The sequence below is a fragment of the Microbacterium sp. NPDC055683 genome, assembly GCF_053617895.1.
Map to the genome: position 1 here is coordinate 69,154 of NZ_JBSHGQ010000008.1, position 15,974 is coordinate 85,127.

Annotated in this window: 10 protein-coding genes; 7 read left to right on the forward strand and 3 right to left on the reverse strand. The window is 73.2% G+C overall.

Translation table 11 applies throughout. The features are described from left to right. Positions 1-3: 3 nt before the first annotated feature. The 6 genes from ACWGPF_RS05400 to ACWGPF_RS05425 all read left to right on the forward strand — a co-directional run bounded on the left by ACWGPF_RS05400 (position 4) and on the right by ACWGPF_RS05425 (position 8,990). The gene (locus tag ACWGPF_RS05400; protein WP_452331847.1) at positions 4-2,349 is read left to right on the forward strand and encodes a glycoside hydrolase family 2 TIM barrel-domain containing protein; all 2,346 of its coding nucleotides are present in this window, start codon (positions 4-6) and stop codon (positions 2,347-2,349) included. 37 nt (positions 2,350-2,386) lie between these two features. Beyond that, positions 2,387-3,613, forward strand: a complete 1,227-nt coding sequence (locus ACWGPF_RS05405) for an ROK family protein (RefSeq protein ID WP_452331848.1) — start codon at positions 2,387-2,389, stop codon at positions 3,611-3,613. Between the two features lie 78 nt (positions 3,614-3,691). Then, positions 3,692-5,419, forward strand: a complete 1,728-nt coding sequence (locus tag ACWGPF_RS05410; RefSeq protein ID WP_452331849.1) for an ABC transporter ATP-binding protein — start codon at positions 3,692-3,694, stop codon at positions 5,417-5,419. Beyond that, the gene (locus ACWGPF_RS05415) at positions 5,416-7,452 is read left to right on the forward strand and encodes an ABC transporter ATP-binding protein (protein ID WP_452331850.1); all 2,037 of its coding nucleotides are present in this window, start codon (positions 5,416-5,418) and stop codon (positions 7,450-7,452) included. Before ACWGPF_RS05410 ends, ACWGPF_RS05415 begins: the two co-directional genes overlap by 4 nt. Next, complete coding sequence (locus ACWGPF_RS05420) at positions 7,449-8,048, forward strand: DNA-3-methyladenine glycosylase I (protein ID WP_452331851.1); 600 nt, start codon at positions 7,449-7,451, stop codon at positions 8,046-8,048. Before ACWGPF_RS05415 ends, ACWGPF_RS05420 begins: the two co-directional genes overlap by 4 nt. A gap of 9 nt (positions 8,049-8,057) precedes the next feature. Next, positions 8,058-8,990: an aminotransferase class IV gene (locus ACWGPF_RS05425; RefSeq protein WP_452331852.1), complete on the forward strand. Its 933-nt coding sequence runs from the start codon at positions 8,058-8,060 to the stop codon at positions 8,988-8,990. On the opposite strand, the gene ACWGPF_RS05430 is transcribed toward ACWGPF_RS05425, so the two are convergent. Beyond that, entirely contained in the window at positions 8,991-9,986 is a 996-nt protein-coding gene (locus ACWGPF_RS05430; RefSeq protein WP_452331853.1) for a nuclease-related domain-containing protein, read from the reverse strand. It abuts the gene before it with no gap. A gap of 68 nt (positions 9,987-10,054) precedes the next feature. Next, positions 10,055-10,951, reverse strand: coding sequence for a LysR family transcriptional regulator (locus tag ACWGPF_RS05435; protein WP_452331854.1), 897 nt, complete (start codon positions 10,949-10,951; stop codon positions 10,055-10,057). Between the two features lie 75 nt (positions 10,952-11,026). On the opposite strand from ACWGPF_RS05435, the gene ACWGPF_RS05440 reads away from it, so the two are divergent. Next, entirely contained in the window at positions 11,027-14,467 is a 3,441-nt protein-coding gene (locus ACWGPF_RS05440) for a bifunctional proline dehydrogenase/L-glutamate gamma-semialdehyde dehydrogenase (protein WP_452331855.1), read from the forward strand. Positions 14,468-14,469: 2 nt separating this feature from the next. Here ACWGPF_RS05440 and ACWGPF_RS05445 read toward each other — a convergent pair whose 3' ends face one another. Then, positions 14,470-15,966, reverse strand: a complete 1,497-nt coding sequence (locus ACWGPF_RS05445; RefSeq protein ID WP_452331856.1) for a D-alanyl-D-alanine carboxypeptidase family protein — start codon at positions 15,964-15,966, stop codon at positions 14,470-14,472. Positions 15,967-15,974 lie beyond the last annotated feature (8 nt).

A 15,974-nucleotide genomic window follows, 5' to 3' on the forward strand; every position in this document is an offset into this window, starting at 1 on the left:
CCGGTGCGCGCGATCGACCTCGCCACCTGGGCCTTCCATCCCGGCGACGAACCCGACGCGTGGAAGGCGGGGTTCGACGACGCCGCCTGGCGCCGTGTCGAGGTGCCGCACGACTGGAGCATCGAGCAGCCGTTCGCCGAGGAGCACTCGAGCGGCACCGGCTACCTCCCCGGCGGGGTCGGCTGGTACCGCGCCCGCGTGCCGTTCCCGGAGGCCTCGCACCTGCGCCTCGTGTTCCACGGGGTCTACAAGAACGCGCGCGTGTGGGTGAACGGCTACCACCTCGGCGGGCGCGCGTCGGGTCACGCCGAGTTCTCGTTCGACCTGAGCGAGATCGCGGCCTACGCCGCCGTGCCCGACCTCGTCGTGGCCGTGCGCGTCGACCACTCCGACATCTCCGACTCGCGCTGGTACAACGGCTCCGGCCTCACCCGCGGGGCGGAGCTGCAGCTGCACGGCGCCGTGCGCCTGCGCCATCGCGGCACCGCGTTCGCGACGCTCGCCGCCGACGACCGGACGGCGCGCGTGCGGATCGCGCACACGGTCGAGGGCGACGTCGAGGCCGACGTCGCCGTCCGCTCGACGCTGAGGTCGCTCCGCGACGGCCGCGTCGTCGACCTCGGAGAGGCGACGACGGCCATCCGCCCGGGAACGCCGACCGAGGTCGTGTTCGAGGCGGACGTGCCGGATCCCGCGCTGTGGTCGGAGAGCGCCCCGAGCCTGCACGCGCTCGAGACGACGCTGACGCCGGCGGACGGCGAGACGGCGCGGTACGAGGAGATCGTCGGCATCCGCACCCTCCGCTTCCACGCCGATGCCGGGTTCTCGCTCTGCGGCGTGCCGACGACCCTCCGCGGCGTGTGCCTGCACGAGGACGCCGGCCCGTTCGGGACCGCCGTGCCCGCCGCGGTCTGGCTGCGGCGCCTCCTCACCCTGCGGCGCCTCGGGGCGAACGCCGTGCGGATGGCCCACAACCCGCACGCGCAGGAGCTGTACGCCCTGTGCGACGTGCTGGGGATGCTCGTCGTCGACGAGGCGTTCGACGAGTGGGAGAACCCGAAGAACAAGTGGTGGCAGGGACACAACGTCTACCCGCCGCGGCACGAGGGCGCGGCGGAGCACTTCCCGCAGACGCACGAGGACGACCTGCGCGCCATGATCGCGGCGCATCGCGGCCATCCGTCCGTCATCGCGTGGAGCATCGGCAACGAGATCGACTACCCGAACGACCCCTATGCGAGCCCGCTGTTCGACGAGATGACGGGCAACAACGACGCGGCGAAGCCCGTCGCCGAGCGGGTCTACGACGCCACCCGCCCCGACATCCGACGGCTCTCGACCATCGCCCGCCGGCTCGCCGGCATCGCGCGCGACGAGGACCCCACGCGCCCCGTCACCCTGGCGGCGGCGTTCCCCGAGCTCTCCAGCCGCACGGGGCTCCTCGACGCGATCGACGTGGCGGGCTACAACTACAAGGAGCATCTCTACCGCGACGATCACGAGCGCTTCCCGCGGCTCCCCCTGCTCGGCAGCGAGAACGGCCACGGATACCGCCAGTGGCGGGCCGTCGTCGACGACGCGTTCGTCGCCGGGCAGTTCCTCTGGACGGGGATCGACTACCTGGGCGAGGCGCACGGGTGGCCCGTGCACGGATCGGGGGCGGGGCTCCTCACCCTCGCGGGCTTCGAGAAGCCCACGGCGGCGCTGCGGCGCAGCTGGTGGGCCGACGAGCCGGTGGCGGCGCTCGCCGCGCGGCCGCACGCGCCGGGAGAGCAGACGACGTTCTGGACGCATCCCGTGTCGCGCGCGTGGGAGGGCGAGGGGCCGCACGAGGTGCTGTGCTTCTCGAACGGGGAGCCGCGGCTCACGCGCGGCGGCGCGGATGTGCCGCTGCGACGCGACGACGAGGAGGGGTACTGGACGGCGGTCGTCGAGCCCGGCGAGCCGATCGTCCTCGAGACGCTCGCGGACGGCGATGTCGTCGCCCGCGATGAGCTGCGGGCGCGCGGCGACGCCGTGCGCCTCGACGCCGCCGTGTGGCGCGCGCCCGACGACGTCGCGGCGGCGTGCCGCGCGGCGGGCGTCGGCCTCGACGGCGTCCACCAGATCGAGGTGACGCTGCGCGACGGGTCCGGCGGTCCCGCGCGCGGCGAGCGGATGGTCGCGGCGCGCGTCGACGGCGGCCGGCTCGTCGGGCTCGAGAACGGCGACCTCGCCGACCCGACGCCGTACAGCGCGGTCTCCCGCCGGACGCTCGATGGCCGCCTCGCCGTGTTCGTGCGCGCGGACGGGCCGGGGCGGGTGGTGCTCTCGGCCCCCGGCCTCGACGACGTCGAGGTGGCGTGGTGACATACTGGTCGGGTCCGCAGCGGGGTCGGGAGTGAGCATGGTGGTGGCCAGACGCACCTCGCGCGACATCCGCAGCGAGTCCCGGCTCGACGTCCTCCATGCCGTGCTGTCGGCCGGCGAGACGACGCGCGGCGCGGTCGCCGCCTCGACGGGGCTGAGCGCCGCGACCGTCGCGACCGTCGTCGGCGAGCTCATCGCCGAGGGCATCCTCGTCGAGACGAAGACGACGGCGGGGCGGATCGGCCGCCCCACGGCGACGATCGCCATGAGCGCCGAGCGCGGCCGAGTCGTCGGCGTGGACGTGGCGGAGACCTATGTGCGCGCCGTGCTGTTCGACACCGCTCTCGCCCAGCTCGCCGCCGTCGAGCTCGCGCGCGACGAGCACGACCTCGATCCCGACTCGGTCGTCGACGCCATCGGGCGGGCCATCGACCGGCTGCTCGCCCAGGAGCGCGTCTCGCGCGGTGCCGTGCTCGGCGTCGGCGTCGCGCTCCCCGGTCTCGTGCAGGGCGATGCGGGCGTCTCTGTCGTCGTGCCGAACTGGTCATGGCACACGGTCGAGCTCGACCGGCTGCGCGAGCGCGTCGGGCTGCCGCTCGTCGTCGACAACCCGCTCAAGGTCATCGCGACGGCGGAGCTGTGGCTCGGCCGCGGCCGCTCGCACACGAGCCTCGTGACCGTGAACCTCGGGACGGGCGTCGGAGCGGGGATCGTGCTCGAGGGCAGCATCCTGCGCGGGGCGACGAACTCGGCGGGGGAGTGGGGGCACTCGCTGCTCGTGCTCGACGGGCGCCGCTGCCGGTGCGGCCGCGACGGCTGCGTGGAGGCGTACGTGGGCGTCCCCGGCATCCAGCAGACGCTGCGCGAGATCGACCCCGAGCACGCGCTCCTCGCGCTCGACCTGCAGCGCGACTTCATCATCGGGATGGCCGAGAGGGCCGACGAGGGCGACGCGGCCGTCTCCGAGGCGATCGACCGCACGGCGTACTACCTCGGCTCGGCGCTCGCCGACCTCGTGGCCGTCGTGAACCCCGAGATCGTCACCCTGACGGGGTGGACCGTGTGGCGGCTCGGCGAGCACCTGCTGCCCGCGACGCGCGAGCGGCTGCTCTCGCAGTCTCCCGGCGGGTCGGCCCAGGGGCTCGAGATCGTCGTGTCGGACGTGGGGACCAGCTCGGTCGCGACGGGTGTCGCGACGATCGCGCTCGAGCGCTTCCTCGCCGACGCCGGCCTCCTCACGACGCGCATCCCCATCGCGCTCTGACGCCGCATCCCGCTCCCGTCGGCGGATCTCCCTCCGCGGGGGGATGAGATTGTCCGCGGTCGGTGGCATCCTTTCCTGGTGCTTCTCAAGCTGCTCATCCGCTACCTCGGGCGATACCGATGGCTGCTGGTCGGCGTCCTCGTCTTCCAGCTCGGCTCCGCGCTCGCGGCGCTGTACCTCCCCACGCTCAACGCCGACATCATCGACGAGGGCGTCGCCGCCGGCGACACCGGCTACATCGTGCGCACGGGCCTGTTCATGCTCGCCGTGTCGCTCGGCCAGATCCTCGCCTCCATCGTTGCGACGTTCTGCGCGGCGCGCGCCGCCATGAGCGCGGGGCGCGACATCCGCCGCGACGTCTTCGCGAAGGTGAGCGGCTTCTCCGAGCGCGAGGTGTCGCAGTTCGGAGCCGGGTCGCTCATCACGCGCAACACGAACGACGTGCAGCAGATCCAGATGGTGTCGATGATGAGCGCCACGATGCTCGTGCAGGCGCCCATGCTCGCGATCGGCGGCATCATCATGGCCCTCCGCCAGGACGTCGGCCTGAGCTGGATCCTCGCCGTCTCCATCCCGACCCTGCTCATCGTCGCCGCGCTCATCATCGGGCGGATGGTCCCGCTCTTCCGCGCGTATCAGAAGAAGCTCGACGGCGTGAACCGCGTCATGCGCGAGCAGCTCACGGGCGTGCGCGTCGTGCGGGCCTTCGTCCGCGAGGCGATCGAGGAGGAGCGCTTCCGCGCCGCCAACGCCGACATCATGGTCGTCGGGCGCAAGGTCGGGTCGCTCTTCGTCCTGTTGTTCCCGCTCGTCATGCTCGTGCTCAACGTCACGATCGTCGCCGTGGTCTGGTTCGGCGGCATCCAGGTGAACGACGGCGAGACCCAGATCGGCACGCTCTTCGCCTTCATGCAGTACGTCGGCCAGATCCTCGGCGGCGTCATGATGGCGAGCTTCATGACGATCATGATCCCGCGCGCCGCCGTCTCCGCCGACCGCGTCGGCGAGGTCCTCGACAGCGAGACGGCCCTCCACCGCCCCGACAAGCCGGTGACGGAGTTCCCGCGTCGCGGGGCCGTGCGGTTCCACAACGTCGCCTTCACCTACCCGGGTGCGCAGTCGCCCGTGCTCGAGGGCATCAGCTTCCACGCCGAGCCCGGCGAGACGGTCGCGGTCATCGGCTCGACGGGCGCCGGCAAGACGACGCTCGTCTCGCTCATCCCGCGCCTGTTCGACGCGACGGCGGGCGAGGTCCAGGTGCAGGGCGTCGACGTGCGCTCGGCCGACCTCGACCGGCTGTGGAGCGGCATCGGCCTCGTCCCGCAACGTCCGTTCCTCTTCAACGGCACCGTCGCGAGCAACCTCCGGTTCGGCCGCGAGGACGCCACCGACGAGGAGCTCTGGAAGGCGCTCGAGATCGCGCAGGCGAAGGACTTCGTCGCCGAGATGTCCGGCGGTCTCGACGCGCGCATCGCGCAGGGCGGCACGAACGTCTCGGGCGGCCAGCGCCAGCGTCTCTCGATCGCGCGCGCCATCGTGCACGAGCCCGACATCCTCGTGTTCGACGACTCGTTCTCGGCGCTCGACCTCACGACCGACGCGCGCCTCCGGCAGGCGCTCTGGCGCGAGCTCCCCCACGTCACGAAGATCGTCGTCGCGCAGCGCGTCTCGACGATCACCGACGCCGACCGCATCGTCGTGCTCGACGACGGCCGGATGGTCGGCGCGGGCACGCACGACGAGCTGCTCGCCTCCAGCACCACCTACCGCGAGATCGTGCAGTCGCAGCTGGGAGTCGAGGCATGAGCGAGAAGCAGACGCAGGCCGAGCTCGACGAGCAGCGCGAGCTCGAGCTGGCAGAGCAGGCGCGGCAGTCCTCCGGCGACTGGGACTCGGTCGCGCCCGGCAAGGCGGCCGACTTCGGGAAGAGCTTCGGCCGGTTCATCGGGCTGCTTCGCCCGCACGCCTGGGTGTTCGGCCTCGTGTCGCTGCTGGGGGCGATCGGGGTCGTCCTCGCCGTCATCGCCCCCAAGGTGCTCGGCGAGGCGACGAACATCGTCTTCGAGGGGGTGCTGTCGCTGACCCTCGCGGGGCAGTTCCCGTCCGGCACGTCGCAGGACGAGGTCGTCGCGGCGCTGCAGGCCGCCGGGCAGTCCGACCTCGCGAACGTCGTGGGCGCGATGTCGCGGTTCGAGATCGGGGCGGGGGTCGACTTCGACGCCCTCCGCGTCGTCATCGCCTGGGCGCTCGCGATCTACGTCGCCTCCTCGGTCCTGCAGTGGATCCAGGGCTACGTCATCAACGTCATCATGGTCCGCACCATGTTCCGCCTGCGGGAGCAGGTGGAGCAGAAGATCAACCGGCTGCCGCTGGCGTACTTCGACAAGGTGCAGCGCGGCGAGCTCATCTCGCGCGTGACGAACGACATCGACAACATGACGCAGACGCTGCAGCAGTCGCTGTCGGGGGCGCTCACCTCGCTCCTCACGGTGGTCGGCGTGCTCATCATGATGTTCTCGATCTCGTGGCAGCTCGCGCTCGTCGCCCTCGTGGCGCTGCCGCTCATCGCGTTCGTCATGCTCGGCATCGGCCCGCAGTCGCAGAAGGCGTTCCAGACGCAGTGGCGCAAGGTCGGCCGTCTCAACGCCCGCGTCGAGGAGTCGTTCTCCGGCCACGCGCTCGTGAAGGTCTTCGGTCGCGAGAAGGCCATGAGCGAGGCGTTCCAGGACGAGAACGAGGAGCTCTACCAGGCCGCCTTCAAGGCGCAGTTCCTCTCCGGGATCATGATGCCGAGCATGCAGTTCATCGGCTCGCTCACCTACGTCGGCATCGCCGTGCTGGGCGGCGTCATGGTCGCGAGCGGACAGCTGCGCATCGGCGACGTGCAGGCGTTCGTGCAGTACTCGCAGCAGTTCACCCAGCCGCTGACGGAGCTCGGCGGCATGCTGCCCGTCGTCCAGTCGGGAACGGCGTCGGCCGAGCGCGTCTTCGACCTGCTCGACCAGGATGAGCAGGAGCCCGACGACGACGACGCCCCCGCCGTGCCGGATGGCCGCGGCGTCATCGAGTTCCGGAACGTCGCGTTCTCGTACACGCCGGACAAGCCGCTCATCCGTGACCTGTCGTTCCGCGTCGAACCGGGGCAGACGGTCGCCATCGTGGGGCCGACGGGCGCCGGGAAGACGACCCTCGTCAACCTCGTGATGCGGTTCTACGAGCTCGACGGCGGCGCCATCCTGCTCGACGGGCAGGACATCGCCGACCTCACCCGCGCCGACGTCCGATCGCGCACCGGCATGGTGCTGCAGGATCCGTGGCTGTTCGCCGGCACGATCCGCGACAACATCCGGTACGGCCGGGAATCGGCGACCGACGACGAGATCGTCGCGGCGGCCAAGGCCACCTACGTCGACCGCTTCGTGCACTCCCTCCCCGACGGCTACGACACCGTGCTCGACGAGGACGCCGCGAACGTCTCGGCGGGGGAGCGCCAGCTCATCACGATCGCGCGCGCGTTCGTCCGGCGGCCGAGCGTGCTCATCCTCGACGAGGCCACGAGCTCGGTCGACACCCGCACCGAGCTGCTGCTGCAGCACGCCATGGCCGCTCTCCGCGAGGGGCGCACGTCGTTCGTCATCGCGCACCGCCTGTCGACCATCCGCGACGCCGACCTCATCCTCGTGATGGAGCACGGCGACATCGTCGAACAGGGCACGCACGACGAGCTCATCCGCCGAGAGGGCGCCTACTGGCGGCTCTACCGCTCGCAGTTCGAGCACGCCGTGGTCGACCTCGACGACGAGCAGCCGTCCGGCGAGCCCGTCGAGGAGGGCGCGTGAGCGATCTCGTCGTCGGCGCGGACGGGCTCGCCCGTCCGCGCTGGGCGGCGGGCGACGAGCTGCTGCGGGCCTACTACGACACGGAGTGGGGGATGCCCGTCCGCGACGAGAGGGGCCTGTTCGAGCGGCTGAGCCTGGAGGCCTTCCAGTCGGGGCTGTCGTGGGCGATCATCCTGCGGAAGCGGCCGGGGTTCCGCGCCGCCTTCGCGGGGTTCGATCCCGACGTGGTCGCCGCGTTCGACGAGGCCGACGTCGAACGGCTGCTGGGCGACGCCGCGATCGTCCGCAACCGGGCGAAGATCCTCGCCACGATCGGCAACGCGCGCGCCACGGTCGCCCTCCGCGAGGAGGGCGGGCTCGCCGACCTCGTCTGGGCGCACCGGCCGCCGCAGACGCCGGAGCCCCGCGCATTCGCCGACATCCCCACGACCTCCGAGCAGTCGGTCGCGCTGTCGAAGGCCCTCAAGAAGCGCGGCTTCCGCTTCGTCGGGCCGACGACGATGTTCGCGCTCATGGAGGCCGTCGGCATCGTCGACACGCACCTCGTCGGCAGCCACCGCCGCGGCGCGAGCGGCGTCTGGCCGGCGCCGCGCTAGCCTCGCTGCATGACCGACTTCGGGGTGTTCTTCGGCCGCGCCGACCAGCTGCTCGACCCCGGGTTCCGGGGCGAGCCCGACATCCGCCCCGTCGAGCCCGCCTCGGCCGCCGTCCCCGTCTTCGACCTGGGGCTGCTGCGCGGCGACGGCGTCTTCGAGGCGACGACGATCGTCGACGACGTGCCGCTCGCGTGGCACCTGCACGTGCGGCGGCTCGCGCAGTCCGCCGCCGCCCTCGACCTGCCAGCGCCGAACCTGCCGGCCGTGGAGGCGTTCGTGCACGCGGCCATCCGACTCATGGGGCCGACCGCCCACGCCCACCTGAAGCTCGTCATCACGCGCGGCGCCGACGCCTCCCTGTCGGCCGTTTCGGTGCCGACCGCGCCGACGGTCTTCGCGATCGTCGACCCCGCGTTCGGCCGCAAGGCGCCCGAGATCGCGATCGCGACGCTCGAGCGCGAGCTGCTGCGCGACTCCGCGCAGCGCGCCCCGTGGCTGCTCCTCGGCGCGAAGACGCTCTCGTACGCGACGAACATGGCCGCGCGGCGCGAGTTCGAGCGCAGGGGCGCGCAGAACGCGGTTTTCGTCACCCGCGACGGCTACGTGCTCGAGGGCCCGCAGGCGTCCGTGGCGCTCCGCGAGGGCGACCGCGTCGTCACGCCGCATCCCCGCATCGGCATCCTGCACGGCACGACGCAGATCGAGCTGTTCGCCTGGGCTGCCCTCTCCGGGCTCGAGATCGGCTACGAGGACGTCGCCGTCGAGAGATTGCTGTCGGCAGACCGGGTGTGGATGATGGGCGCCTCGTTCGTGCAGTCCGTGACGGCCGTCGACGGCCGTCCGATCGCCCACGACCTCGCGGACGCCGACGTCGTGAACGCCTTCATGCAGACCGAGCGCGCGGCGATCGACGCCTGGACGCGCACGCACGTCCCGGGCTGATCAGCCCCCGAAACGGGCGGCGTCCGCGCCGAGCGCGAGGAGCGCCTCGCGGACGGCGTCGTTCTCGGCGCGCACCTCCGCGCCGCCCCGTCGCTCGGTCAGCGCGCGCAGCGCGTCGTCGAGCTCGCCCTCGCTCGCCGCGACGCGCGTGCGGGCGCCGCCGTGCGCGCCGTCGATCACCCGCACGTGCGGGTCGGCGTCGGGGTGCGAGTAGAAAACGACCGTGTCGAACCACAGCGAACGGCCGGTCTCCTGCGCGACGAACGCCGACAGGCGCCTGGCCTGTTCGCGGGCCTGCTGGCTGGGAGACGCGGCCCCGAGCTTCGTGCGTACCGTGACGAGCTGCGGCGTGGCGGGGTCGCGCACGAGCTGCACGGCGAAGCTGCGCGTCTGCCCGCGCTCGTCGACGAGCGCCTCCTCGTCGACGAGGTGCCCCAGCGCGGGATGCACCGTGGAGGGGAGCACGCCGTCGAAGACCACGCCCTGCCAGCGCTTGTGCTCGATGACGACGCGCCCCGCGTTGGTCAGCAGCACGTGGTCGACCTGCGCGACGAACCGCCGCGTGTCCTGCGCGTCGGCGGGCTCGAAGACGATGTTCGTGAGCAGCTCGCCCTCCAGGCCGAGCCGTGCGCACGCCTGCAGGATGAGGCGGCGCGAGATCGCCTCGTAGCGCAGGCCCTTCGCGATCTCCTCGCGGCTCGCGCGTGCGGAGGCGCGGGCATCCGCCATGGCGCCCTGCATGCGGGCGATCTCGCGGTCGCGCTCCTCGGAGATCTCGGCGACCTGCACACGGTGGGCGTCGGCGAGCGACGACACCTCCTCCTCGTGGCTGCGGTCGCGCTCGGCCACGCGGGTCGCGCTCGCGACCTCGAGCTCCGCGATCCGACGGCGCGCGCCGGAGCGCCCCCTGGCCATCCCGACGATCAGCACGACGACGAGCACGAGCAGGACGGCGCATGCCGCCGCCGCGATCCAGAGCCACTGCTGCGTATCCACCCGTCCACCCCACCACATCGCACGGCCATCCGCCGCACGCCGACGCGGTGTGCCGCGCGAGGGAGTGCTCAGGGCCCGCGCAGGGCGTCGAAGGCCTCCGCGAGCACGCGCCGTGCCGCGCGCACCCCCGGCAGCCCCACCGCCGAAGCGCGCGCCGAGGTGAAGATCTCGCGATGCGGCGCGCCGGGCAGGTCGACGAGGCGGGGCGCCGCCTCGTCGGCGGCGACGGCGAGCCCCGGGACCAGCCCGACCGCATGCCCGGCGGCGATGAGCCGCAGGTGCGCGGAGAGGTCGGTGGCCTCGTGGCGGATGTCCGGCTCGAACCCGGCCGCGCGGCATTGCTGCACGGCCCAGTCGCGAGCAGTCGTGCCGACGGGCTCCATGACCCACGGGGCGTCGCGCACGTCGGCGAGCGACGAGGCGGGGGAGCCGGGGGCGACGGCGAGGCGGATGGGGTCGCGGCCGAGCAGCTCCCGGTCCAGAGCGGGCGGGCGGGGGCGGGTGCGACCGGGGTACTGCTCCGCCATCACGAGGTCGAGGCCGCCCGCCTCGACTTCGGCCAGGCCCTGCTCCGGCGGGATGACGGCGACCTCGACGCGCAGCGTCGGCAGCTCGGCGGCGAGTGCCGACAGCATCGTGGGGACGATCGTGCGCGTCGCCGACTGCAGCGCCGCGACGCGCAGCGGCGTGAGCTCCGCGCCGAGCTGCGCGAGGGACCCCGCCACGCGCTCCTGCGCCGCGAGCTGCGCGGCCGCATGCCGCGCGACCGTCTCGCCCGCGGCGGTCAGCCGGACGCCCCTGCCGTCGGGCTCGAGGAGGGGCACGCCGACCTCGTGTTCGAGCTGCTGCAGCCGGTGCGAGACGGTCGACGGGCTGTACGACAGCGCGGATGCGACGGCGGCGATCGTGCCGCGCAGCCGCAGCTCGTGCAGGAGCTGCAGGCTTCGGCCGCTCCAGGGGATCATTCGTCGATGATATCGCCGAGTCGGCAGCGGGAATCATCGCTTTTCTCGCGCGGACCGACGGTCCACACTGAACGCATGCCCACCCCCTCCCCGTCCCCCGCGCGCGACGACGTCGCCCCCATCGACTCCGCCCTCGTCGACGACGCCGTCGCGCAGGTGCGCACCTGGCTCGCCGCCGCCCGCTCCCAGAAGGTCGACGCGAGCGCGCGGAGCCTCGCCGGTGTGCTGCGCGACCCCGACGGCCTCGCATTCACGGTCGGATTCGTCGACGGCGTCGTCCGGCCGGAGGACACCCGGGTCGCTGCGCGCGCCCTCACCGGCCTCATGCCGATCGTCCCGAGGTTCCTGCCCGCTCCGCTGCGCGCGCTCATCCGCCTCGGCGGGCTCGCCGCGCCCGTGCTCCCCGGCGTCGTCGTGCCGGCGAGCCGCGCCGTGCTGCGGCGGATGGTCCGCCACCTCGTCGTCGACGCGCGAGACGAGAAGCTCGGCGCGACGCTCGCGGCCATCCGCCGCCAGGGCGTGCGCCTCAACGTCAACCTGCTCGGCGAGGCCGTGCTGGGCACCGCGGAGGCGGCGAAGCGTCTGGCCGGAACGCGCCGCCTCATCGAGCGGGACGACGTCGACTACGTCTCCATCAAGGTGTCGTCGACCGTCGCCCCGCACAGCCCGTGGGCGTTCGACGAGGCCGTCGAGCACGCCGTCGCCGCGCTCGCGCCGCTGTACGCGATCGCCCAGGAGAGGGGCACCTTCCTCAACCTCGACATGGAGGAGTACAGGGACCTCGATCTCACGCTCGCGGTGTTCATCCGGATCCTGGAGCGGCCGGAGTTCCGCGGCCTCGAGGCGGGCATCGTGCTGCAGGCCTACCTGCCAGACGCCCTCGGCGCCATGATGCGCCTGCAGGAGTGGGCGGCACGGCGGGTCGCCGACGGCGGCGCCCCCGTCAAGGTGCGCGTCGTGAAGGGCGCGAACCTCCCCATGGAGCAGGTGGACGCAGAGACCCACGGATGGCCCCTCGCGACGTGGTCGTCGAAGCAGGAGTCCGACGCGTCGTACAAGGCCGTGCTCGACTACGCCCTGCACCCCGACCGCATCGGCAACGTGCGGCTCGGAGTCGCCGGCCACAACCTCTTCGACGTGGCGCTCGCGTGGCTGCTCGCACAGCGGCGCGGCGTGGCGGGCGGGCCGGGCGTCGAGTTCGAGATGCTGCTCGGGATGGCCACGGCGCAGGCCGAGGTCGTCCGCCGCGACGTGGGCGGACTGCTGCTCTACACGCCCGTCGTCCATCCGGCCGAGTTCGACGTCGCGATCGCGTACCTCGTCCGCCGGCTCGAGGAGGGAGCGAGCCCCGAGAACTTCATGTCGGCGGTCTTCGACCTCGACGGGAGCGCCGAGCTGTTCGCACGTGAGGAGGCGCGCTTCCGCGCCTCGGCGGCGGCGATGCCGGCGGAGGTGCCGGCCCCGCACCGCGTGCAGGACCGCCGCGCGCCGCAGCCCGCCGCACCCGGCTCGGGCTTCCGCAACGCCCCCGACAGCGACCCGAGCATCTCCGGCAACCGGGAATGGGCCGCCGCCATCCGGGACCGCATGGAGCGCTCGACGCTCGGACTCGACGCGCTCGCGCGGCACGCCGTCGGCTCCGTCGCGGAGGTCGACGCGCTCGTCGCCGAGGCGAGCTCCGCCGGCGAGGGATGGCGAGCGCTCGGCGCCGAGGCGCGCGCGGCCATCCTGCACCGTGCGGGCGACGTGCTCGAGGCGCACAGGGCCGACCTGCTCGAGGTGATGGGAGCCGAGTGCGGCAAGGTGATCGAGCAGGGCGACCCCGAGGTGTCGGAGGCGATCGACTTCGCGCACTACTACGCCGAGAGCGCCCTCTCGCTCCGCGACGTCGACGGCGCCGTGTTCGAACCCGTGCGCCTCACGGTCGTGACCCCGCCGTGGAACTTCCCCGTCGCCATCCCCGCCGGCTCGTCGCTCGCCGCGCTCGCGGCCGGCTCTCCCGTCGTCCTGAAGCCCGCCCCGCAGGCGCAGCGATGCGGCGCGGTGCTCGCCGAGGCGCTCTGGGAGGCCGGTGTGCCGCGCGACGTGCTGCGGCTCGCGATCGCCGAGGAGGGCGACGTCGGCCGCCGGCTCGTCGCGCACCCCGACGTCGAGCGGGTCGTCCTCACGGGCGCCTACGAGACGGCGGAGCTCTTCCGCTCCTTCCGCGCCGACCTGCCGCTGCTCGCCGAGACGAGCGGCAAGAACGCGATCATCGTCACGCCGTCGGCCGACCTCGACCTCGCGGCGAAGGACGTCGCGTCCTCGGCCTTCGGGCACGCGGGGCAGAAGTGCTCCGCCGCCTCGCTCGTCGTGCTCGTGGGATCCGCGGCGCGCAGCGAGCGCTTCCGCCGCCAACTGGTCGACGCCGTCGACGGCTACCAGGTGGGCATGCCGTGGGATGCGGCCTCGCGCATCGGGCCGCTCATCGCTCCGGCCGAGGGCAGGCTGGAGCGCGCGCTCACGCGCCTGGAACCCGGCCAGCGCTGGGTGCGCGAGCCGCGCATGCTCGACCGCGACGGCGCGCTGTGGAGCCCCGGCATCCGCGACGACGTGCAGCCGGGCAGCGAGTTCCACCTCACGGAGTACTTCGGCCCCGTGCTCGGCATCATGGCGGCCGCGACGCTCGACGAGGCGATCGACATCGTCCGCGCCGTCGACTACGGGCTCACGTCAGGGCTCCACGCGCTCGACGAGGACGAGATCGCGCGGTGGCTCGAGCGCATCGACGTGGGCAACGCCTACGTGAACCGCGGGACGACGGGCGCCATCGTGCAGCGGCAGCCGTTCGGCGGATGGAAGAGGTCGGCGGTCGGCGCCGGCACGAAGGCGGGCGGTCCGAGCTACCTCTACGGGTTCGGCACCTGGACGGACGCCCCCGCGTCCGGAGAGGCGGCCTCCGACACGGCGTCCGCCCGCGCTGTCGCGGCCGTCGACGGCGACGCGTGGCTCGCCGCGGCGCTCGCGACCGACATCCGTGCGATGGGCGAGGAGTTCGGCATCGCGCGCGACGTGCAGGGCCTCCGCCTGGAGCAGAACGTGCTGCGATACGCGCCGTGCCCCGTGACGGTGCGGTTCGACGGCCGGCCGGAGGCGGAGCTCGTGCGCGTCGTCGCCGCGGGCCTGCGCGCGGGCGCTCCCGTCGTCGTCAGCGCGGCGGCGACCCCGTCGGGGGCCGTCGGCCGATGGCTGCGCGACGCGGGTGTCCCCGTGCACGTCGACGACGCCGACGCATGGACCTCCCGGTGCGCGGCGCTCGCCGCGGCGGGAGGGCGCATCCGGCTGGTGGGCGGCTCGGCCGGCGAGGTCGTCGCGGCCACCGGCGGGTCGCCCGCCGTCGCCGTGTACGACGGCCCCGTGACGTCGGCCGGCCGCGTCGAGCTGCTGCCGTTCGTGCGGGAGCAGGCGGTGTCGATCACGGCCCACCGGTTCGGGAACCAGCGCCGCTACACCGTCCCGGGTCTCGCCGGCGCCTGACCTCAGTCGAGGCCGAGCAGCGCGAGGGGGTGGGCGAGGCGCCAGAGGAACGACGGCGCGGGGACGGCCTCCGACAGCTGCAGCGGGACGCTCGCGGAGTCCATGCCGCCCGTCACGAGCAGCGTCCCGACCTCGTCGCCGGCGTCGTCTCCGATCGCGACCTCGTAGTCGGCGTCGGTCGCGGGGGCCACGCCCTGCCAGGAGATGACGTCGGCGTCGGCGGAGGTCACGACCGTGCTCTGCGCGCCCCACTCCGTCGTGATGCGGGCGACGGCGGCGCCCGCATCGACGGCGGTCACCTGCTGCATGCCCTCCTCGAGCTGGTCGAGCAGGGTGCGGCTGACGATCTCGCGGCTGTCCTCGTCCGGCTGGCCGAGCACGGCCGAGTAGAGCGTGACGGTGGTCTGCCCGATCGTGACGTCCTTCGCGGCGAGCAGATTGAAGTACTCCGTGCCCGTCGACCACAGCGAGCCGGTCTTGAGCCCGATGACGCCCTCGTCGCCGATGAGCGGGTTCGAGTTCTCGACGAGCCCCGCCCCCGGCAGCGTCACGGAGTCCTGCGCCATGATCTCGGCGAGCACGGGGTCCTGCTCCGCTCTCTCGGCGAGGGCGATGAGCGCGCGGGCCGACGCGACGTTGCCCGGGTCGATGCCGCTCGGGTCGGTCACGGTGATGCCGTCGAGGCCGTTGTCGGCCAGCCAGGCGGTCGCGTCGGCGAGCCACGCCTCCTGCGTTCCCCAGATCTCCTGGACGAGGCGGTCGACGTAGTTGTTCGCGGAGCCGAGCATGACGCCCTGCAGCATCTGGTAGAGCGTGAGCGTGCCGTCGACGGGGACGTCGACGGCCGACTCGTCGGCGTACAGATACGCCCAGTACTCGTCGCTGTCGGCCTGCGTGAACGCGAAGGTCGCGCCGTCGTCGCCGACCGCGAGCCCCTGGTTCTCGATGATCATGAGCGCCGTGACGACCTTCGTGATGCTCGCCATCGGGAGCGACTCGTCGTCCGACGAGATGGCGCCGCCCGGCCCGCCCTGCGCCGCGAGCGCCGACGTGCCGTCCTCGGGCCACACGACGGGGAACTCTTCGCCGATCGGCGTCTCGACCGCCAGGGCCGACACGCTCGGCTCGACGCTCGACAGCGGCCACAGCGCGCACGCGGCGACGTAGCCGACGGCGAGCACGCCGACAGCGGCGACGGGGCCGATCCATCCGCGGCGCCGCGGCGGAAGGGGCAGGATGGCCGCCCCACGCGGCCGTGTCGCGGCGGGCGGACCCGCGGGCGGGGCGTCAGCGACGGCATCCGCATCGACCCACGAGAGCGCGGCGGTCGACGGGAGGAGCGGCGTCGGTCCTGTGGGTGCGGGTGCGGGGGCGACCTCGTCGGTCGCGGCGACCGGCGCATCCGCTGCGGGCGTCTCGTCGGCGATCGCGCGATGCTCCCGGCGCGACCGACGCGAGGTCGCGCCGGCCTCGGGTGCCGGGATGTCGTCGATTGCCACCCGCCTAC

What these genes read in the sequence shown, in the direction of transcription:
- ACWGPF_RS05435 (WP_452331854.1), bottom strand. Translation starts at nt 10,951, where the DNA reads ATGATCCCCTGGAGCGGCCGAAGCCTGCAGCTCCTGCACGAGCTGCGG.
- ACWGPF_RS05425 (WP_452331852.1), top strand. Translation starts at nt 8,058, where the DNA reads ATGACCGACTTCGGGGTGTTCTTCGGCCGCGCCGACCAGCTGCTCGAC.
- ACWGPF_RS05405 (WP_452331848.1), top strand. Translation starts at nt 2,387, where the DNA reads ATGGTGGTGGCCAGACGCACCTCGCGCGACATCCGCAGCGAGTCCCGG.
- ACWGPF_RS05415 (WP_452331850.1), top strand. Translation starts at nt 5,416, where the DNA reads ATGAGCGAGAAGCAGACGCAGGCCGAGCTCGACGAGCAGCGCGAGCTC.
- ACWGPF_RS05440 (WP_452331855.1), top strand. Translation starts at nt 11,027, where the DNA reads ATGCCCACCCCCTCCCCGTCCCCCGCGCGCGACGACGTCGCCCCCATC.